The organism is Leptospira noguchii serovar Panama str. CZ214 (assembly GCF_000306255.2).
Classification (GTDB): Bacteria; Spirochaetota; Leptospiria; order Leptospirales; family Leptospiraceae; genus Leptospira; species Leptospira noguchii.
Window position 1 is genome coordinate 176,957 of sequence record NZ_AKWY02000034.1, and the last position, 19,429, is coordinate 196,385.

A 19,429-nucleotide genomic window follows, 5' to 3' on the forward strand; every position below is an offset into this window, starting at 1 on the left:
TTGAGACCGGCTCTTAGTTTCTATTTTATGGAAACGGTTGATTGGAAGTAGTTTTGTTAATTGCCACTATGAAATTTTTCAACAACTCTAATGTTGTTTTCAATGAATTAAAGTATAGAATTCTAATTCATTTAAATTTTTTTTATAATTGTTCTCGCATTTATTGAATAAGTAGTTTTGAATATAATACAATTTTAAATTGTTTTAGAATAAGCAAGGATTGCTTAAAAAATATGTTTTTATCTGAGTATGAACAGCAAATAACACATGAGTATATTCGGGATGGTTATACCATTCAAAAAGCAGCTGATCTCAATTCGTTGGATTGGATCAAAGAAAGTATAGCGAATATAGTTAGAAATATTTTAGGTTTATCTAAAGAAGAATCGTCGGATATTCTTCTCAATCAAATTCATAAAAAAGTTTCCGTAAGTGATTTGAATTCTTTTCGTTTAAAAGTAATTCAATCTATGAATTCTTTAAAAGACTTTCGCTATCATTACTATAAAGTAGCTAAACCTTATTTAGAAACGTTAGTTGGTAATGAATTGTCTATGCAGCTAAGAGTGAATTTGAGTATTCAATTTCCGAATGACGATAGTTCTCTTCTACCAGTTCATTCGGATACATGGTCTGGAGATTCTCCTTATGAGATTGTAGTTTGGTTGCCGATTGTGGATTGTTATAAAACAAAATCTATGTATTTACTTCCACCCGATCCTTCTAAAAAGTTAATTTCTGATTTTAAAAATCAGTCTGGGATAAGCAGTGAAGATTTATTTCAATCAATCTCGAAAGACGTTCAATGGTTGGAAGTTAAATACGGTGAAATACTTTTATTTGATCAAGGTTATCCTCATGGGAATAGAGTGAACGAAGAATTGGACACAAGATGGTCTATGAATTGCAGGTTTAAATCCGTCTTTACTCCTTATGGAGATAAAAAACTCGGAGAATTCTTTGAACCGATCACATTGAGAGCGGCTTCAAAGGTAGGAATGGAATATCAGTTTCCAAAAGTGAAATGAAGGGCGTAAGAGGTTATATTTTTAGTAGGCCTTTTCTGGGTGAAAGGGTACCGCAGCACGTTCAAAATATCGTTATCAGAGATTATTGTCAGAGAAACGGTCTTCACTATTTACTCAGCGCGACTGAATATGCAATGGAAGGTTGTCATTTGATTTTACAACAAGTCTTAGATGAATTAGGTAGTATAGAAGGAATGATTTTATACAGCTTATTCCAACTACCGATGGATTTGGAAGATAGAAATCGTTTTTATGATCGTATTCTTTCCTCTCAAAAAGTCTGCTATTTTGCCGTGGAAGGTCTAAAGTTAAGCGATAAAGAAGATGCAGAGCGAATCGAAAATCTCTGGAAAATCAAATTGATCTTACCTCATTGTTTCAATTATTAATTTATGGATAACTTGATTGCCCATGCTGTTAAGGCGTTAATCTATAGAGATGACGGTCGTCTTTTATTACAGCAGCGTGATTTTACACCGGGCATTATTTTCCAAGGTTATTGGACTTTTTTTGGCGGGCAGGTTGAGTCTGGTGAAAATCTTAAAGATGCATTGAGCCGTGAGTTGGAAGAAGAACTTGGATGTATTCCGGGAAGTATTGGGGAAGAGCTATTTCATTGGGAATGGAGAGGTGAACAAATTACGTGTAATCACTGTTTGCCGGTTCATTTTGAAGTAAAAGAAGACGTTCTTACTTTAAATGAAGGTTTAGCAATGAAATGGTTTTTATGGGAAGAGTTGGATGAAAAACTTCCATTGGTTCCAGGTGTTAGTGAAAATCTTTATAATATTAAGAATTTCTTAGATAAAATTTTTCTCAATAGATGATTAAAAATGGGAAAACTGAAAAGTATAGTTACACCGCTTCATAAAGCGACTCAGAGAGATTATCTTGCTCGTATGCAGGATCATAAAATAGAATGTATGATCAAGGCCAAAAAATACGGCTTTGATTATTGGGATGGGGATCGTCGTTTCGGCTACGGTGGATACAAATATATTCCGGGTAGATGGAAGCCAGTTGCGGAGACTTTGATTCAAGATTATAATCTTAAACCTGGATCCAAGGTTTTAGATGTGGGATGTGGGAAAGGTTTTTTGCTTTACGAAATGTTATTGATTGAACCTAAACTTGAGGTCGTTGGTTTTGATTCTTCAACTTACGGACTTGAGAATGCGAAAGAGGAAATCAAACCCTATTTGTTTCAATATAAGGCGCAGGATCCGTATCCTTTCGGCGATAAGGAATTCGATTTAGTAATATCGCTTACCACGTTTCATAATTTGAAATTATTTGAGTTAAAGTCAGCCTTAAAAGAAATGGAAAGGGTCGCAAAGAATGGTTATCTGATGCTCGAAAGTTATCGAAACGAAAAAGAATTCTTTAATTTAGAATGTTGGGCTTTAACTGCGGAATCTTTACTGGAAGTTTCCGAATGGATTTGGTTGTATAATGAATTTGGTTATACTGGAGATTACGAGTTTATATTTTTCGAGTAAAGAAGTATACGGATCAAAAGAAAAATACATTCGATTTAGTATTCGAAAGTAAAAATACGATATTAATTTATTCTCTTTTTTACGATCTTTAACCTAACACATATTCAATGAAAGAGTATAATATTTCCGTTATATTTAGAATTTATCTACGAAAAAAAATGTCTAAATAAATCGATTATCTTTTGATTTCTAATTTATTACTTATTTAAGAGGCGTTTGATGAAAGTGGTAATTCTTGCCGGTGGATTTGGGACTCGCATTAGTGAAGAATCTCATTTAAGACCTAAACCGATGGTCGAAATCGGTGAGAAGCCGATCCTTTGGCACATAATGAAGATTTATTCCCATTTTGGTTTTAATGATTTTATCATATGCTTGGGCTATAAAGGATATGCGATCAAAGAATATTTCATAAATTATTATTTGCACGAGTCGGATGTAACATTTGACTTTCGAGATAATAACAAAATGGAAATACACGGTAATACGGTGGAACCATGGAAAGTTACACTGGTAAATACGGGATTAGAAACTCAGACGGGTGGTCGTGTAAAAAAAATAGAAAAATACATTCAGTCCGAAACATTTATGCTTACTTATGGAGATGGTGTGGCTAATGTCAATTTAAAGGATTTACTCGCTTTTCATCAAAAGAATAAACGTATTGCGACGGTTACTTCCATTCAACCGGCCGGCAGATGGGGGGCTTTGGATATTTCAGGTAATGAATCACTTGTAAGAGGGTTTGAGGAGAAACCTAAAAGTCCGGGCAATTGGATTAATGGTGGGTTTTTCGTATTTGAGTCTGAAGTTTTTGATTATATTCCAAATGATTCGAATCATTTACCCTTAGAAAAGGGACCGCTCGAAAAATTGGCCGGAAACGGTCAGCTAGCAGCATTTAAACATTTGGGTTTTTGGCAGGCGATGGATACGTTGAGAGATAAAAATTATCTCGAGGATCTATGGAAATCCGGAAGTGCTCCTTGGAAAATTTGGTAAAAGATGAAGGCAAATGTTGAATATTTTAATTTAGAATTTTTTAAGAAAAAAAGAATATTTATAACAGGTCATACAGGTTTCAAAGGGTCCTGGCTATCTTTGTGGTTGGCGTCACTTGGTTCAGAGATAACCGGATATTCGCTGGCCCCTCCGGAAGGAATGTCTCTTTTTAAATTAGCGAATGTTGAAACACTTTTAAAAAAATCGATTTTCGCAGATATATTGGATGTAGATTCTCTTACAAAAGCCGTTAAGGTTGTAAAACCTGAAATAATTATTCACATGGCTGCGCAACCGCTTGTGAGAGAATCATATGAATCTCCAGTAAAAACGTATGCAACTAATGTTATGGGAACCGTTAACATATTGGACGCAGCACGTTCGATAGAAAATCTAAAAGTAGTATTAAACATAACTACAGATAAAGTATATGAGAATCAAGAGTGGGAATGGCCTTATAGAGAAAATGAGCCATTGGGCGGCTATGATCCTTATTCGAGTAGTAAGGCATGCTCTGAACTAGTAACGTTATCATATCGAAAATCATTTTTTCAGGTCAAACATGGAAATCAACAGGGTGTATCTGTCGCAACGGCAAGAGCAGGCAATGTAATCGGCGGAGGGGATTTCGCAACCGATCGATTGATACCTGATATTGTTCGTTCAACCATTCAAGGTAAGACAATCCAGGTTAGAAATCCGGATTCTATAAGACCGTGGCAGCATGTTTTGGATCCGCTTTATGGTTATATGATGTTGATCCATAAACTTTATGTAGATGGAGATTCATTTTCTGAAAGTTGGAATTTCGGTCCTTATGACAAGGAGTCCAAAACCGTATTTGAGATAATCTCTAAATTTGAGCAAATATGTAAAAGTAAGAATTTAAAAGGGCCAAAAGTTGTTGTTAAGAGTAACGAGAAAGAACCGCACGAAGCAAAAACTCTCAAGCTTGATATTTCAAAATCGGTTTCAAGATTAGGTTGGAAACCGAGATGGTCCACCGATGACGCATTGGAAAAGATCGTAGATTGGATGAAAGCCTATAATGAAAAAGAGAATATTCGAGAAATTTGTTTAAAACAAATAGAAGAATACCGGAAGTTTGAAAATAGCTATGACAAATGAAAAAAATCAAAAAAGAATTTTGAAAATTCTATATTTTGCCATTTCTGTTTCCGTAATTCTACTTGGATTATTGATAGTATTTGATGATCGATTGGGCGTAGTCGGCGAGCCTTTTATTGATCATCTTATGGTAATGAATATTGCAATAAGTCGACAATTGTACGGCGTGGAAGGTTATGCCGGTTTGGAACAAATTCTAACCGCCCTCAAACAAATTCCCAATGTAAGCACAATTGATCTTGTAACTATCGATGATTATACGAAGTATCTTAGTGAAATTAATGCAGCACTGTTTAAGGCATCCTATTTAAAAATTATTAACTTTGACCATCTGCACGGGTATATAAATGAACAAACTTACGTTTATTTTGTTGTTTTATCTTTTCAATTATTTGGAATAAAAACTCAAAGTATTTCATTGTTTTGGTTTTTAATTTTTGGCTTTTCATCATTCATTTTTTTAGTATCTTACAGAAATAAAATTTCGCAGTTAATATTACTTTGGTGTTTAGTAAATTCCATTATTTTTATCGTGATTTGTAATCCTGCCGTTGGGGCACAATTGCTTTCGATTTATAATTATCGTTTTATTCCAATACTAGGAATAATACCATTCTTTCACATTCTGTTGGCTTCAAGGCAGACTAAAATAACATTCAGCCAATGGTTTCTGATTTTTCTACAGACGGCCCCACTTCTTTTTGTTTTTTTAGCGAGAGGATCTTCTTTATGGATGTTAATCGCATTATTCATTTCATCAACGATTATGCTCTGTATTTACCTTTGGAGATTTAGAGGTTGGTCACTTAGTAAAAAAATATTCAGTTACAGGATTTTTAAAGTAATTTTCGTTTACTTTCGAATTCCATTGTTGGTAAGTTTATTATTTTTTTTAGTGAAATACGTTCCGCATCAGGAATTACATAAAGAATATAGTAAAGAAATTTGGACTCAGACGCATGTTTTGTGGCATCCGCTTTTTATTGGAGTTGTAAGCGATCCTAAATTACGAAGTGATTTTGTATGCTCGAAAACTTCCTTAAGTGATAAACTCAAAGGCTTCTATCATATTCCAGAGTGTGATAGTGAAATTAGTTTTTATAAGAGATTCGTACAAGGTATAAGAAATGAACCCGCAGATATGAATGGCTTTCACGCCGCCGTGAAATATCTTAGGGAAAATGGCTCTACAGATCAAATTGGTACGGACATCGTTAAGGAAGGCCATTTTAATATTAAATGGCAATTTTATGATACCACTCTACGTAACGTCTACTTCGATTTATTACGAAAACGCCCGATTGATGTAGGATATATGTATTTGTTCATCAAGCCGATTCGGTTTTTTATGAACGTTTTAAGTTATGTGCAGTTTTTTATCAAAAGTATCTATCAGTCTCCGAATATTTTGTTTATTATTTTAACGGTTTTTTCCTTACATTTATTTATTTTGGTAAAGTTATTTCATTTGAGTATATTACTTGAACGGAAAGTAGAATCTGAGTTGCGAATATTTGCCAAAATGATCCTTCTTTCTTTCATAGTAAGTATGATTCCATCGATTCTTTTTTATAGTCAAAGACATACAGTGGCAGATTCGGCCACGGTTCTTGTGGCATTGTGTATTTTTTTATCGATATTTTTAATTAAGAAAAGCCTTAAAAAAAGAATCCCAATAGGAACATGTTAATGTCACTGACGCAATCACCAAATCTTAGCACAATCGTTCAATGTGAAGTTTGTAATAACGAAAATTTACTTTCTGTAATAGATTTAGGAAGTCACGCAATGTGTGACGATTTAGTTTCCATAAATGAAAAAACTGAAGTCAAAAAATATCCCATAGAAATTCTTTTCTGCTCAGTTTGTAAAACTGCTCATCAGAAGTATCAAATTCCAAAAAAAATTCTTTTTCCTGAAACCTATCATTACAGATCTTCATTGACTAAGGATGTTTTAAATGGAATGGCTGAATTGGTAAACTCTTGCAATCAAAAGTTTGGAAATCTTCGAGGCAAAAAGATTTTAGATATTGGGTGTAATGATGGTAGTTTACTTTCTATTTTTAGAGAAGAGGGCGCATTAACTTACGGTATCGAACCGACGGGGGCGGCGCAAGAAGCTCATTTGAAAGGTCATACAATTTTACAAGGTTTTTTTGATTGTGATATTGCAAAAAGTTTTAAAGAAAAATATGGACAACCTGATTTAATAACATTTACAAATGTTTTTGCGCATATTGAAAATTTAGGAAATGTTTTAGATGCATTAAATATTCTACTGAGTGAAGACAGCTGTTTAGTTATTGAAAATCATTATTTAGGATCCGTTCTGGACGGAAATCAATTTGATACATTTTATCACGAACATCCAAGAACTTATAGTTATTCTTCTTTTCAAAGGATTGCACAATCACTGAAATCGAACCTTGTTGATTTTGAATTTCCAAAAAGATACGGCGGCAACATCCGAGTTTTTATTTCCCGTAATTCCAAATTATCGGCTAAAGAGATAAATGATCTTGAAATTTTGAAAAAGGAAGAGGGATTTGAAGCTAGTTTTGTACAAATGTCCGTGAATATTTCAAATTGGCGAACGAAGAAGCAAAAGGAAATTTCCGATTTAATTGAAATTTACGGGCCCCTTCGGGCCAAAGCATTTCCCGGTAGGGCAGCAATTCTACTTGAGTTATTAAAATTAACGAATGAAGAAATATTAGCAGTTTATGAACAACCGCGATCGCCTAAAGTTGGGTGTTATATTCCCGGAACAAGAATTCCTATTGTATCGGATAGCGAATTAAATACTAAAGATTCTTCACCGATTGTAAATCTCGCCTGGCATATTCAAACAGAAATTAATAGTTATTTACGGCAGATCGGATTTACGGGCAATGTTTTGCCGCTCGTATCAAATGAAGATTTTAATTGAAAATATATGAGAAAAAAAAAACTAGTATCGATTGTAATTCCCGTTTATAATGAAGAGGACAATGTTCGTATTGTTTACGATGCCATACAAAAAGTTATCTTAAATGAAAAACAATATGATTTTGAAATTATATTCACTGATAACCATAGCCAGGATTCGACTTTTGAATGTTTAAAAGAAATAGCCGCTATTGATTCTAATATTAAAGTTTTAAGATTTAATCGAAATTATGGATTTCAAAGCTCTTTATTAATGGGCTACCGAGCTACAAACGGTGATGCGGTTATTCAAATTGACTGCGACCTTCAGGATCCACCTGAAATGATCTCCACTTTTTTAAAATTTTGGAAGCAAGGACACGACGTCGTGGTTGGAATCCGCAGACGTAGAATCGAAAATTTTCTACTAACGTGGGCTCGGCGTATCTTTTATGCGTTTATACTTAAGGTTTCGGAAGAAAAAATTAGTAGAGATGCAGGAGATTTTCGGCTTATAGATAGGACAGTTCTTAATAAAATCATTTTGCTTAATGAAAATCAACCTTATATAAGAGGTTTGGTATCAGCCTTTTCGGTTAACGAAATTGGGGTTGAATATGATCGATTTGAACGTAAATTTGGGAAGAGTAAATTTCCGATTAGAAAACTTTTAGGTCTAGCAATCGATGGAATATTTTCTATGTCGCTTTTGCCTTTGCGTTTGGCAGGATATATAAGTTCCATAATCGCTCTTACAATGATAGCGTTGGGTTCTTATTATTTTATAGCTGCAATTTTTTTCGGTAGTTCGTGGCCGAGCGGCTTTGCAACGATAGTGTTATTATTGTTGTTTAGTATTAGTTTAAATGCGATTTTCTTGGCTATTATCGGTAAATATCTTGGAAGAATTTATATTCAATTACAGAACCGACCTTTAGTGGTGATTGAAAGCTCAATAAATATCGATAAAAATTTTGAAGAAAAAGTAATTAGGAAATTTTAAATGATATATTTTCTTTCTAGCGAGAACTTAAAATTATGACGAACATTTTTGATTCGAATACTGAACACTATCAGGCGGAAATCGAAAAATACACCGGCATTGTCGGAAAAAATCATGATTTTTTTGTCCAGGATAAGATTCGTCTTCTTCGAGATAGTTTTAGTGAAATAGGAAATTTAGAGACCTTAAAAGTTTTGGATATCGGCTGCGGAATCGGACTTGGCCATAGCCAGATTAGTGAAATGGTGAATGAATTACACGGCGTTGATATTTCCGCTGAATCTCTTAAACTTGCGAAGGAAAGAAATCCAAATGTAATTTACGATACTTACGACGGCAATGTTCTCCCCTTTCAAAATAATACATTTGATTGTGTTTATGCAATTTGCGTTATGCACCATGTACCTAAATTACAATGGAATAAGTTCGTGCAAGAAATGTTGAGAGTTGTTCGTGTCGGAGGAAAAATTTTAATTATTGAGCATAATCCTTTAAATCCGGCTACTTTATATATCGTGAAAAACATTGAATTAGATCGAGATGCAAATCTCCTAACAGCTTGGAAGTCGAAAAAAATATTCAGAAATGCGGGAGCGGATAGGACTAAGGTTCGATATACTCTATTTATGCCCTTTGATCACGCATTTTTTCGAAAAATAGATAGACTTTTTTCTTGGATACCTTTTGGAGCTCAGTATATTGCTTCGGCGCGAAAATTAGAATAATCTAAAATAAAGGATCATATGGATCGGAAAAAAATAGCTATTGTCGGAGGGGGTCGTTGGGCACGGACGATAGCGGGTGTTCTTTGTGAATTTCTTCCGGAAAACTACATGATTTCTATGCATTCGTTAGAGAATGCGGATGGTCTAAAATCTTGGGTTAAAGAAAAACAAATCACACAAATTACGGTTTATAATACTTGGCCGGATTATAGGGATTCAATTTATGCTGTTATAATTGCAAATGCCGCAAGGAATCATTTTGCTGCGGCTGTGTCTTCTTTACTTGCTGGAATTCCTACTCTAGTTGAAAAGCCGCTCGCTACGAATCAAGCAGACGCAGAGTTTTTACTGAACCTCGCCTCTTTGAATGGAGCGAATTTATACTGTGCTCATGTGTTATTATATGCGAATTATCTTAATAACTATGCACAAATTGTTCGAACTAATTCTCCATTTAAACAAATTAAAATTGTGTGGTCCGATCCTATAAATGAAGAACGTTATGGTGAAGTTAAACATTATGATTCTTCCATATCGCTCATTCACGATATAATTCCGCATATTCTCGGTATTATGAGATCTTTAACTGATGAAGAAATAAGTATTAAGGATAGCATCGTTGAAAACGGTGGAAGTAGAGTTACAATTCGCGGACTAGCGGGGCTTACATCTTATATAATACTTCTTGAACGTAATTCAAATGAACGACTCCGGATACTTGAAGTTGATACGATGAAAAATGGTCTTATTACCCTCGATTTTTCAAATGAACCTGGATTGATTCGTTACGGAGATTTGAGTGAAGTAGGCGATCCGTATTGGGGTCAAAAATCAGGTCCCTTGAGGGCTATGTTAGAAAGTTTTTTTGAAATAGCAACAAACGGTGAAAGCAAGGACCATCGTCTTGATCCAAGTCTCGGTCTTGAGGCTTGTCGATTCAGTGATATGGCATTTCGAAGTTATCGTAGCGAACTTGTTAAATGGCTTAGTAATCGATCCGGGAAAAAACAGAATCATAAAGATTTGAAATATGCAATAGATGAGATTTTTTATGATTCTGTTCTTACTCGGAATAATTGGAAAGAATCCTTTCTCAAATTTGTAATCGGATCACCGTAGATTAATTTTTAGAATTAGAAGAAATCTAAAAACAAAACATTTATATCTTAAATTATTTTGAAACAATTTCAGATCATTATATAAGAGAAATGATCTATTTAGTCTTCCCTGAAAAAGGATGCAAAAATACTATAAAACGTGGTGAAAGTGAAATCAGAAGAAGCTCAAAACACGAGAATCAAAGTGAGCTATTTCGAAATAGATTAAGCATATAAAGAATATTTTAAGAAAACATTTGTGATCTAAGAACTCATAAAATATTCGGAACTTCGGTTGGACTCGAAACAGGACAAATTCGAAATGGTGGGGAGCAGATTAAAAATAAGAGGATTTAATATTTCTATACACGGAATTGATTGCGTTCATGACACGGCATGCAGTTAAAGCACTTATATATCGGAACGATTCTCGTATCCTACTCCAACAACGTGATTATACGCCTGGTATTACGTTTCAAGGGCATTGGACTTTTTTCGGCGGACAGGTCGAGGCGCGGGTGAAAGTTTGAAAGAGGCTTTAGAACGTGAACTACATGAGGAACTTGGTTGTATGCCGGGCATCATCGGGGAAGAATTATTTCAGTGGGAATGGCGAGGGGAAATGCCAGCGATTAACCATTGTTTGTCTGTTTATTGTAATGTAAATTATGAGGGCTTTGTATTGAATGAAGGTATGGCTATGAATTGGTTTTTTGTTAGAGAATTAAATCATAGCCTTCCTCTCGTTCCGGGTGTTATGGGGAATATTTCCAAGATTGAAAATTTTTTAAATACGGTATTCCCCTCCGTATAAATTTTCTCATCTCACTTGCGCGATGTGATTCGATTCTGTATAAATGCAGGATGCAATCTGCTGTTTGTAAGTCATTTATAATATTTCGAATTCAATTTCATAATTCATATTTTGCATATATTCGGTTACCAAATATATTTTTATCCTCATCATTATGGCATTTAACATAGAAAAAATAAAGAAAATATTTCCGAGATGGTTGGCCATAATTTTAAAAATTCCATTACATATTGTAAGGAAAATAAAATCTTTAATGATTCGCATCATTGATCCGGTGATGAAAAGGATCTATCAAGCTATTCTTGTTTTTTTTCCAAAAACAGAATGGGCCTATGAAAATATTCTAATTTTGCTGAAACGAAATCGAAAATATGATCCTATGAAAGTATCGAAAGAATTTCTATCTTACTTTGATCGATATTTTAAAATCCATCCAGAATGTATTCTTAGATGGAGAATATCGGTTTACGCATCATATTTAATTAGTCATAATATTCAAGGTATACAAAGTACGATGCGGGAATTTCTAGATGTGCAGACTATGTTTGCGAAGAAACATCAACTTGATTCTCTGAATATTTCTATTTCATCGGATAATCTCTTTAGCAACTATAATGTGCACGGATATTTGGACACGCATGTTAAGGCCAGAATGTTAGGTCTTCATCCAAACACTAAAATTTTATTATTCCTGAAATCTATGGATACAGTGGCGAATCCGGTTATGCTTTCTTATTGGAAGAAATACATTACCGTGGTAAATGATGATTTTGCCATAGAAACTTTAAAGCCGTTTAAAAACTATTTACAAGAAGATTTTGCTTTTACAGCAATTATAAACGATAACCCGATTTATATAGAACATGCAAAATACGTTGTTCAGAAAGAATGGGAGAAAGAAGGACGAAAACCCTTATTCGAACTTACCACGGAAGATAAAAATTTCGGATGGGATCAGCTTGCTAAAGTCGGAATATCTAGAGATACTTGGTTTGTAAGTCTCCATGTTCGAGACGCAGGTTACAAGTTAGGATCGCACTTAGCAAAAGACGATTTTGATGGTTATCGTAATGCAGATATAGATAATTATAAACTCGCCATTCAGTCTATCGTAAGTGCTGGGGGATTTGTGATACGAGTGGGTGACCCAAAGATGAAAAAAATTCCTCCTATGGAAGGCGTCTTTGATTACGCGTATAGCGATATCCGATCAAATCGAATGGACATTTTTCTTTTTTCACAATGTCGATTTTTTGTTGGAGTGTCCTCCGGACCAATTTTAAATCCGATTCTTTTCGGGGTGCCGACGATTATGACAAATTTCATGCCTATTTCGGGTCGTCCACACGCTAGTAATTGTCTTTTTATTCCTAAACATCTCTGGTTAAAAAATGAAAATCGTTATGCGTCTTTCGAAGAAATTTTGTCTACTGACTTAGGAAGAATATTTACATCTCACGGATACGAAAAGAAGGGCGTCAAGATTGTGGAGAATTCGCCCGAAGAATTAAACGACGTCGTGACTGAGATGCTTGAGCGTTTGTCGGATAACGTTTCCTATTCCGGGGAAGATGAGAAAATGCAAGAAAAATTAAACGAATTGTATCGAAAATATAGCGGTTACGGAGATCTAGGTAGAATCGGTAGGGAATTTATTAAGAACTCCTTTAAAAAAGGATTAATTTGAGAACAATGAAGGAAGAGAGACCTATGGGAAGCTCGGAAACGAAAGAGAGTCAGTACAAAATTTTAGTAGAAATGCAAAAAGAAAAGGGTCCTATTAAAATGAGCTATCGCTCCAGCAGTATGTGGAGAATCGATCCTAAGGTTTTGGTTTTTACGCTTGCTCGACATAAATTTGCAGCAAAGATGCTTTCCGGTTATAATCGCGTTCTCGAAGTTGGTTGCGGAGACGCGTTTGCAAGTCGTCTTCTCCATCCGGAAGTTGGCGAACTGCATGCATTAGATTTTGATCCGCTTTTCATTGAAGAAGGAAAGAGAAATTTAGATCCTGATTGGACTAATGTTACGTTAGCCGTTCATGATATTTTAGATGGTCCCTATCAAGTTGGCGGATTATTCGATGCCGCCTTTTCTTTGGATGTTATCGAACACATTCCTAATGAAAAAGAAGAAATTTATTTACAAAATATTTGCAGTTCTATTAAGCCTGGAGGTGCGTTTATTTGCGGTGCACCGTCTTTGGAATCGCAGACATATGCCTCTCCGTTAAGTAAAGAGGGACATATCAATTGTAAAACCGGAAAAGATCTGAAAAAATTACTAAGTAAGTATTTTGAACATACTTTTTTATTTGGGATGAACGATGAGGTATTGCATACAGGGTTTTCTCCAATGAGTCATTATATCTTTATATTGGCAACGGGTAATAAAAAAATAACACCGATCCACAATGGATAAGATCGAAAAAGTTATCATTCTCGGCCATTCGGGATTCATTGGTTCCAGTTTAGAGAAAAGTTTATCAAAATTAGGTAATAAGGAAGTAATCGGTTGTTCCTTACCTGATATAGATCTAACCGATTTTAATAGCGCATCTCAACTTGCTTTACATTTTACACCTGATACCTGTCTTGTGCTTGCAGCAGCGGTTAAACGTCAATTTGGAGATACGTTAGACGCCTTTCATCAGAATACTACGATAGTGGAAAATGTTTGCAAACTTCTTGAATCCAATCCGATACAACGTCTTATTTATTTTAGTTCTGCTGCTGTTTATGGAGAAGAAACTGAAAACACAAATATCAGTGAAAATACGCAAGTTAATCCCACATCTTTTTACGGGATCAACAAATATACGTCCGAACGCCTTTTGGTGAAAACATGTATCAGTAATAAAAGAACTTCCCTAGTATCTCTTCGTCCTCCACTTATTTATGGACCTGGTGATCAAGCTAAAACATATGGGCCATCCGGCTTTTCCGCCTCGGCAAAGGAAGGGAACCCCATCACACTTTGGGGAGATGGAACTGAATTAAGAGAATTCATTTACATTGAAGACGTTTGCCGGATTGTTTCCTATTTGATTGATACAAATTTTGAAGGGGAACTTAACTTAGTAAGTGGAGAAAAATATTGTTTTGCAGATATTATTTCTATCTTGAAGGAAGTGATTCCAGACCTCGTTGTTAATATTCGTGAGAGAAGTAAACAAAAAGCGGATAACGCATTTAATCCACAAAAAATAAAATCTATTCTACCGTCAGATTTCAAATTTACTTCATTACGAAACGGCTTATCTAAATTAATGAATCATATAGGTGATGTGTCAAAATGAATCCATCTCAATTTAACAACCTAGAAACATCAGGTGAATTGCTGATAGATTTTGGGCTTCAACCGGTTTCAAATCGATTTTTAGCGCCTGATCGTTCTAGCAAGGCGCCAAATTTTCCATTAAAACTTAGACTTTCTAAAGACTCAGGTTTAATTCATTTAGCCGAGCCTTTTCCAATCGAAGAAATGAAGCCACAATACGATTGGCTAACTTGTTTCGAACCCGAAGCCCATCTAGATGATATGGTGAATACTATGATTAATCTGCCGGGTATAAATCAAAATTCTAAATTTGGAGCTTATAGCTTTAAAGATGATTCCACACTGGATCGTTTAAGAAATAAAGGATACCGAAATACTTGGAGAATCGATCCGGAGTTAGACTTAGGCGTATACGATAAATGTGCAAATGTAGAAACATACCAGTTTTCGTTTACTATGAATACTACGAATGCAATGAAAAAAAAATATGGGATGGCTGATATATTCATTATTCGTCATGTTGTCGAACATTCTTATAAGCTACTTGAGTTTTTAGATGCGGCAAAGAACTTGATTCATGAAAATGGGTATATAGTTTGGGAATTGCCAGATTGTGAAAGAGCTTTAGAAATGGGAGATTGGACTACGATTTGGGAAGAACATGTTTTTTATTTTACGAGTTCTACTTTTAAAAATTTACTTCTATCATCGGGATTTGAAATCGTACATTTTGAATCGGTACCATATTTACTTGAGAATTCACTCGTAGCCATTGTTAAGCTATCTAAACAATTTAATCCAATTTCAGTAGATTCCAACGAATTAGAGAAAGAAATCAAACGGGCATATAGTTTTGTTGAAAATCTAAATCATAGAAAAAAAATAATTCGGGAAAAACTCGAAAAAATAAAAAAAGAAAAAGGTTCCATTGCGATGTTTGGTGCAGGTCATCTTTCAATCGCTTTCTTGTCTATAGCCGATATAGCCGATTTGATTGATTATGTAATTGACGATAACCAAAATAAAAAAGGTTTACTAATGCCTATTAATGATCTTGAAATCGTTGGATCCGAGGTTCTTTATACGAAGGACATTAGATTTTGTCTTTTAAGTTTGAATCCACAAAATCAACCCAAAGTGATTAAAAATCATGAAAAGTTTATTAGCAATGGCGGAACATTTGCTTCTATCTTCCCGGGGGGAGATAAAGACTTATTAGTCCTATGAAAATATCGATACATAAAGAAAACGACGAAGTGTTGTATCCTAAAGAAGATATAGTCGTCATAGACAAAGAAGATTTAGAAGATCTAAAAAAATTAGCCCTTTTAAACCCTCGTCAAAGGGTTCGGCTCTGCGCTCATAAAACTTCCAATGATCGTTTGCACGAAATGTTTATTATCCATACAAAAGAATGTTACGTTCGTCCGCATAAACATCTCGAGAAAGCAGAATCGATGGCAATTATAGAAGGGGAAGTTGATGTTGTGCTCTTTAATGAAAATGGAACAATTCTAAAAGTAATTAGAATGGGGGATATGAATTCTGGGAAACTATTCTATTACAGAATGTCTACTCCAATTTATCATTCTTTATTCATTCGATCTGAATTTTTAGTTTTTCATGAAAGCACAGAAGGACCTTTTCTTAGAGAACAAACATTTTTTCCGGATTGGGCTCCGAAAGAAAATGATCCAGAAGTAGAAAAATTTATCACTGAAATTGAATCGCAAATTAAGGAAAAGTAACTATGGAAAAGCAGGTTCTAAGACAGGATAAACAGTGTCGGATTTGTTCAGGCAAGATTACAACTGTCATTAAGTTTAAAGATACGCCTCTTGAGGATCAATTTGTAAATCGAGAACAAAGTAAACTTTCTCAGCCGACCTATCCGCTTGAACTCGCTCTATGTGAGTCATGCGGGTATTTACATTTGCCTCATATAGTAAGTCCTGAAATCAGCTACGCTGATTATGTTTATGTCAGCGGAGTAACCGTAGGTTTAAGGGATCATTATGATGAATATGCTAAAGAAATTGCTACAACGTATAATATTCCTGAAAATTCATTAGTTGTGGATTTGGGTAGTAATGATGGATCTATGTTGGCTTCATTTAAAAAAATAGGCATGAAAGTTGTGGGTGTAGAGCCGGCTCGTGCAATATCAATTCAAGCCTGTAATTCTGGTATTCCTACGATTAATGATTTTTTTACGGATGCGGTCGCTGAGAAAATTGTGAAAGAGCACGGACCTGCGAGTGTGGTTACGGCTAATTATATGTATGCGAACGTAGATGACCTAATTAGTTTTACTAAATCGGTTTCAAAATTGTTAACTCAAGATGGTATTTTTGTTGTTCAAACAGGGTATCATCCTGAGCAAATGAAAATAAAAATGTTTGATTATGTTTATCATGAACATTTTTCCTATTTTACCGTTGAGGTACTGAAGAATATTTTTTCAATGTGTAATCTCGATCTCATCCAGGTTACTAAGACTCTACCAAAAGGAGGATCTATTCGCGCCATAGGGCAATTGAAAGTCGGTTCACGAAAAAAAGATTCGTCAGTAACTAATTTGATAAATGAAGAACATAAGTTTGGTATGAGGGATAATGCGGTTTATGAAAAATTTTATTTTACATTGGATTCTGCAAAGAAAGAAGTTTTAGAAAAACTGAATGAACTGAAATCTCAGGGAAAACGAATCGTTGGAATCGGCGCTTCCCATAGTACAACAACTTTGACTTATCATTTTGAGCTTGAACCATTTCTCGAGTATATTGTGGATGATAATCAGTTAAAGCACGGACTTTATTCTCCGGGATATCATATCCCAGTTTTTCCCTCCGAAAAATTATATGAGGATAAACCGGATATTGTTATTGTATTGGCATGGCAGCATCAGAAAAGCATTATAGAAAGACATGCAGCATTTTTAAAGAATGGTGGAAAATTCCTAATTCCACTTCCGGAATTGAGTATATTAGGGTCTGAATAATATGGATCATTCCATTCCTTGGTGGCGAACTTCTTTCGGTGAAGAAGAAATCAATCGAATTATTGAATCCTTTCGGAATCAAAACATAAGCCAGGGTAAGGTTACAGTAGAGTTTGAAGAAAAAATTGCAGAATATTTAGGGGTTAAGTATGTAGTAGCCACATCTAGTGGAAGTACGGCTTTACTCCTTTCTTTAATGGCGATTGGAATAAAACCAGAAGATGAAGTAATTGTTCCTAATCGTACATGGATTGCTACGGCTCATGCTCCATATTTGCTCGGAGCAAAAGTAGTATTAGTAGATGTGGAAGAAGATCGACCTATATTAGATGTCTCTAAAATAGAAGAATGTATTACAACAAAAACAAAAGCAATTATGCCGGTTCATATGAACGGACGATCTGTTGTAATGCAACAGTTGAACACGATTGCAAAAAAGCATAATTTATTTGTAATAGAAGATGCGGCGCAGGCGATCGGTTCCAAAAATTCTTCCGGATATCTTGGAACTCAATCGGACATAGGATGTTTTTCGCTTTCCGTTGCAAAAGCGATAGCTACCGGACAAGGCGGTTTTGCGGTTACAAATAATCCTGATTTAGCTTATAAATTGAAGTCTATTCGAACTCATGGTGTTGAGAATGTAAAAGATCCTAAAGCATGGATAATGCCGGGATTTAACTTTAGATTTACAGATATTCTTGCTTCTATAGGAATTGAACAGCTTAAACGTTTGCCTGAGAGAATCGAATACTTAAAGGAAATATATAATACATATCTAATTGGATTGAAAGATACGCCGATCTCACCGATAAAAGTATGCATTGAATCCGGTGAGGTGCCGATATATACCGAATATGTAGTTCAGGACAGAGAAAATCTTATAGGGCGATTAGCGGAAGTCGAAATTGATTCTCGTCCTTTTTATCCTGATTTAGATAAAGCTTCTTATTTTCCACAGAATAATAGAGATTTTCCTAATTCACGAAAATATGGATTAAATGGAATCTATCTTCCAAGTGGCCCTACACAAGAAATTAAAAACGTAAAAAGAGTAATCGAGACAATCAAAAATATTTATGGCTGAAAATGAAGTTGCATTTGTTGGCTGGCATGAAGGATCCGCAGGTCAAATTCATTCATGGTTTGAAGAGGCAGGTCTTGGACGGGTGGCTTATTTTATTCATCCGGAGAATCAGCTACCCGAAATTCGAAAGGTGAAAAGGCATGTTTCTCGGTTTGACTATCCAGAAGACGGAAAATTTAAAGGTGTTCCTCTCGTTTGTGACCCTCACTGGCCTGAGTTTTTAATTCAAAAAGGAATTACCAAGGCTCTTGTGACAATTCCTGATTCATTGCAAAGGTGGATTGAAATTCAAAAAGCAAAAGATATAGGTTTAGAATTGATCAATGCGATTCATCCGTCTTCTCTATTATTGAACGAGTGTATTTTAGGAAAAAATATTATTATTCACGCAAACTGCACAATAGGATATCGGGCAGAAATTGATGATGGAGTAATTATTAATATCGGTACTCAAATTGATCATCATTGTAAAATCGAAAAATCCGTAACCATTGATCCAGGGGTGGCTATAGCAGGTAACGTCTTAATCGAGGAATTCTGCACTATTCACACAAGAGCCGTTATAATTAATCGAATTAAAATTGGCCAAAAATCAATTCTTGGGGCTGGTACAGTTGTGATTCAAGATGTAGATTTGAATTCTAAAATTGTAGGTGTTCCCGGAAGGAATTTAAATAAACTTTTTCAAAAGTAGGAAAACCTTTTGATTACTGCAGTTATTTATGAATATAGAATATATCTTTAACGACAAAGAGAATGAGATGAATTTAGAAAGCAACATAAAGTTAGCTCTCTTCTCAAAGATAATGAATTCTTCCTTGAAAGGAAATGATTTCTTAGGACTTTGTAGTTGTATA

At 34.9% G+C, this 19,429-nt stretch carries 19 protein-coding genes and 1 pseudogene; all 20 read left to right on the plus strand.

Annotated features, from left to right (window positions below; all coding sequences use genetic code 11):
• Positions 1–233: 233 nt before the first annotated feature.
• The 20 genes and pseudogenes from LEP1GSC059_RS18100 (at position 234) to LEP1GSC059_RS18195 (ending at position 19,266) form a co-directional block, all read left to right on the plus strand.
• The gene (locus LEP1GSC059_RS18100) at positions 234–1,028 is read left to right on the plus strand and encodes a sporadic carbohydrate cluster 2OG-Fe(II) oxygenase (protein ID WP_017214681.1); all 795 of its coding nucleotides are present in this window, start codon (positions 234–236) and stop codon (positions 1,026–1,028) included.
• Positions 1,025–1,417 (plus strand): LIC12192 family sporadic carbohydrate cluster protein, encoded by a 393-nt coding sequence (locus tag LEP1GSC059_RS18105; protein ID WP_017214682.1) that lies wholly within the window; start codon positions 1,025–1,027, stop codon positions 1,415–1,417. Before LEP1GSC059_RS18100 ends, LEP1GSC059_RS18105 begins: the two co-directional genes overlap by 4 nt.
• Before the next feature lie 3 nt (positions 1,418–1,420).
• Positions 1,421–1,855, plus strand: a complete 435-nt coding sequence (locus LEP1GSC059_RS18110) for an NUDIX hydrolase (RefSeq protein ID WP_017214683.1) — start codon at positions 1,421–1,423, stop codon at positions 1,853–1,855.
• 6 nt (positions 1,856–1,861) lie between these two features.
• Positions 1,862–2,527 (plus strand): class I SAM-dependent methyltransferase, encoded by a 666-nt coding sequence (locus tag LEP1GSC059_RS18115; RefSeq protein ID WP_017214684.1) that lies wholly within the window; start codon positions 1,862–1,864, stop codon positions 2,525–2,527.
• A gap of 219 nt (positions 2,528–2,746) precedes the next feature.
• A complete protein-coding gene (rfbF, locus tag LEP1GSC059_RS18120; RefSeq protein ID WP_017214685.1) occupies positions 2,747–3,529 on the plus strand; it encodes a glucose-1-phosphate cytidylyltransferase in 783 nt (260 codons plus the stop codon).
• A 3-nt stretch (positions 3,530–3,532) separates the two neighbouring features.
• A complete protein-coding gene (gene rfbG, locus LEP1GSC059_RS18125; protein ID WP_017214686.1) occupies positions 3,533–4,657 on the plus strand; it encodes a CDP-glucose 4,6-dehydratase in 1,125 nt (374 codons plus the stop codon).
• 19 nt (positions 4,658–4,676) lie between these two features.
• A complete protein-coding gene (locus LEP1GSC059_RS18130) occupies positions 4,677–6,347 on the plus strand; it encodes a hypothetical protein (protein ID WP_238323712.1) in 1,671 nt (556 codons plus the stop codon).
• Complete coding sequence (locus tag LEP1GSC059_RS18135) at positions 6,347–7,588, plus strand: class I SAM-dependent methyltransferase (protein ID WP_017214689.1); 1,242 nt, start codon at positions 6,347–6,349, stop codon at positions 7,586–7,588. The genes LEP1GSC059_RS18130 and LEP1GSC059_RS18135 overlap by 1 nt, the downstream gene beginning before the upstream one ends.
• Positions 7,589–7,594: 6 nt before the next feature.
• Positions 7,595–8,569, plus strand: coding sequence for a glycosyltransferase family 2 protein (locus LEP1GSC059_RS18140; protein ID WP_020981159.1), 975 nt, complete (start codon positions 7,595–7,597; stop codon positions 8,567–8,569).
• A 35-nt stretch (positions 8,570–8,604) separates the two neighbouring features.
• Complete coding sequence (locus LEP1GSC059_RS18145; RefSeq protein WP_017214691.1) at positions 8,605–9,294, plus strand: class I SAM-dependent methyltransferase; 690 nt, start codon at positions 8,605–8,607, stop codon at positions 9,292–9,294.
• 18 nt (positions 9,295–9,312) lie between these two features.
• A complete protein-coding gene (locus LEP1GSC059_RS18150; protein WP_017214692.1) occupies positions 9,313–10,413 on the plus strand; it encodes a Gfo/Idh/MocA family oxidoreductase in 1,101 nt (366 codons plus the stop codon).
• A 364-nt stretch (positions 10,414–10,777) separates the two neighbouring features.
• Positions 10,778–11,205 (plus strand): annotated as a pseudogene (locus tag LEP1GSC059_RS18155) (NUDIX hydrolase).
• A gap of 253 nt (positions 11,206–11,458) precedes the next feature.
• On the plus strand, positions 11,459–12,892 hold the full coding sequence (locus LEP1GSC059_RS23790; protein WP_020981249.1) for a TIGR04372 family glycosyltransferase: 1,434 nt from the start codon (positions 11,459–11,461) through the stop codon (positions 12,890–12,892).
• A 23-nt stretch (positions 12,893–12,915) separates the two neighbouring features.
• Positions 12,916–13,626, plus strand: coding sequence for a class I SAM-dependent methyltransferase (locus LEP1GSC059_RS18165; RefSeq protein ID WP_020981272.1), 711 nt, complete (start codon positions 12,916–12,918; stop codon positions 13,624–13,626).
• A complete protein-coding gene (locus LEP1GSC059_RS18170; protein WP_017214696.1) occupies positions 13,619–14,503 on the plus strand; it encodes an NAD-dependent epimerase/dehydratase family protein in 885 nt (294 codons plus the stop codon). The genes LEP1GSC059_RS18165 and LEP1GSC059_RS18170 overlap by 8 nt, the downstream gene beginning before the upstream one ends.
• Positions 14,500–15,711 (plus strand): methyltransferase domain-containing protein, encoded by a 1,212-nt coding sequence (locus LEP1GSC059_RS18175; protein WP_020981225.1) that lies wholly within the window; start codon positions 14,500–14,502, stop codon positions 15,709–15,711. Before LEP1GSC059_RS18170 ends, LEP1GSC059_RS18175 begins: the two co-directional genes overlap by 4 nt.
• Positions 15,708–16,232 (plus strand): WbuC family cupin fold metalloprotein, encoded by a 525-nt coding sequence (locus tag LEP1GSC059_RS18180; protein ID WP_017214698.1) that lies wholly within the window; start codon positions 15,708–15,710, stop codon positions 16,230–16,232. The genes LEP1GSC059_RS18175 and LEP1GSC059_RS18180 overlap by 4 nt, the downstream gene beginning before the upstream one ends.
• Before the next feature lie 2 nt (positions 16,233–16,234).
• Positions 16,235–17,485 (plus strand): class I SAM-dependent methyltransferase, encoded by a 1,251-nt coding sequence (locus LEP1GSC059_RS18185; protein ID WP_017214699.1) that lies wholly within the window; start codon positions 16,235–16,237, stop codon positions 17,483–17,485.
• A gap of 1 nt (position 17,486) precedes the next feature.
• Positions 17,487–18,572: a DegT/DnrJ/EryC1/StrS aminotransferase family protein gene (locus tag LEP1GSC059_RS18190; RefSeq protein ID WP_017214700.1), complete on the plus strand. Its 1,086-nt coding sequence runs from the start codon at positions 17,487–17,489 to the stop codon at positions 18,570–18,572.
• Positions 18,565–19,266: an acetyltransferase gene (locus tag LEP1GSC059_RS18195; RefSeq protein ID WP_017214701.1), complete on the plus strand. Its 702-nt coding sequence runs from the start codon at positions 18,565–18,567 to the stop codon at positions 19,264–19,266. Before LEP1GSC059_RS18190 ends, LEP1GSC059_RS18195 begins: the two co-directional genes overlap by 8 nt.
• Positions 19,267–19,429 lie beyond the last annotated feature (163 nt).

What these genes read in the sequence shown, in the direction of transcription:
- LEP1GSC059_RS18100 (WP_017214681.1), top strand. Translation starts at nt 234, where the DNA reads ATGTTTTTATCTGAGTATGAACAGCAAATAACACATGAGTATATTCGG.
- LEP1GSC059_RS18105 (WP_017214682.1), top strand. Translation starts at nt 1,025, where the DNA reads ATGAAGGGCGTAAGAGGTTATATTTTTAGTAGGCCTTTTCTGGGTGAA.
- LEP1GSC059_RS18110 (WP_017214683.1), top strand. Translation starts at nt 1,421, where the DNA reads ATGGATAACTTGATTGCCCATGCTGTTAAGGCGTTAATCTATAGAGAT.
- LEP1GSC059_RS18115 (WP_017214684.1), top strand. Translation starts at nt 1,862, where the DNA reads ATGGGAAAACTGAAAAGTATAGTTACACCGCTTCATAAAGCGACTCAG.
- rfbF (WP_017214685.1), top strand. Translation starts at nt 2,747, where the DNA reads ATGAAAGTGGTAATTCTTGCCGGTGGATTTGGGACTCGCATTAGTGAA.
- rfbG (WP_017214686.1), top strand. Translation starts at nt 3,533, where the DNA reads ATGAAGGCAAATGTTGAATATTTTAATTTAGAATTTTTTAAGAAAAAA.
- LEP1GSC059_RS18135 (WP_017214689.1), top strand. Translation starts at nt 6,347, where the DNA reads ATGTCACTGACGCAATCACCAAATCTTAGCACAATCGTTCAATGTGAA.
- LEP1GSC059_RS18140 (WP_020981159.1), top strand. Translation starts at nt 7,595, where the DNA reads ATGAGAAAAAAAAAACTAGTATCGATTGTAATTCCCGTTTATAATGAA.
- LEP1GSC059_RS18145 (WP_017214691.1), top strand. Translation starts at nt 8,605, where the DNA reads ATGACGAACATTTTTGATTCGAATACTGAACACTATCAGGCGGAAATC.
- LEP1GSC059_RS18150 (WP_017214692.1), top strand. Translation starts at nt 9,313, where the DNA reads ATGGATCGGAAAAAAATAGCTATTGTCGGAGGGGGTCGTTGGGCACGG.
- LEP1GSC059_RS23790 (WP_020981249.1), top strand. Translation starts at nt 11,459, where the DNA reads ATGATTCGCATCATTGATCCGGTGATGAAAAGGATCTATCAAGCTATT.
- LEP1GSC059_RS18165 (WP_020981272.1), top strand. Translation starts at nt 12,916, where the DNA reads ATGGGAAGCTCGGAAACGAAAGAGAGTCAGTACAAAATTTTAGTAGAA.
- LEP1GSC059_RS18170 (WP_017214696.1), top strand. Translation starts at nt 13,619, where the DNA reads ATGGATAAGATCGAAAAAGTTATCATTCTCGGCCATTCGGGATTCATT.
- LEP1GSC059_RS18175 (WP_020981225.1), top strand. Translation starts at nt 14,500, where the DNA reads ATGAATCCATCTCAATTTAACAACCTAGAAACATCAGGTGAATTGCTG.
- LEP1GSC059_RS18180 (WP_017214698.1), top strand. Translation starts at nt 15,708, where the DNA reads ATGAAAATATCGATACATAAAGAAAACGACGAAGTGTTGTATCCTAAA.
- LEP1GSC059_RS18185 (WP_017214699.1), top strand. Translation starts at nt 16,235, where the DNA reads ATGGAAAAGCAGGTTCTAAGACAGGATAAACAGTGTCGGATTTGTTCA.
- LEP1GSC059_RS18190 (WP_017214700.1), top strand. Translation starts at nt 17,487, where the DNA reads ATGGATCATTCCATTCCTTGGTGGCGAACTTCTTTCGGTGAAGAAGAA.
- LEP1GSC059_RS18195 (WP_017214701.1), top strand. Translation starts at nt 18,565, where the DNA reads ATGGCTGAAAATGAAGTTGCATTTGTTGGCTGGCATGAAGGATCCGCA.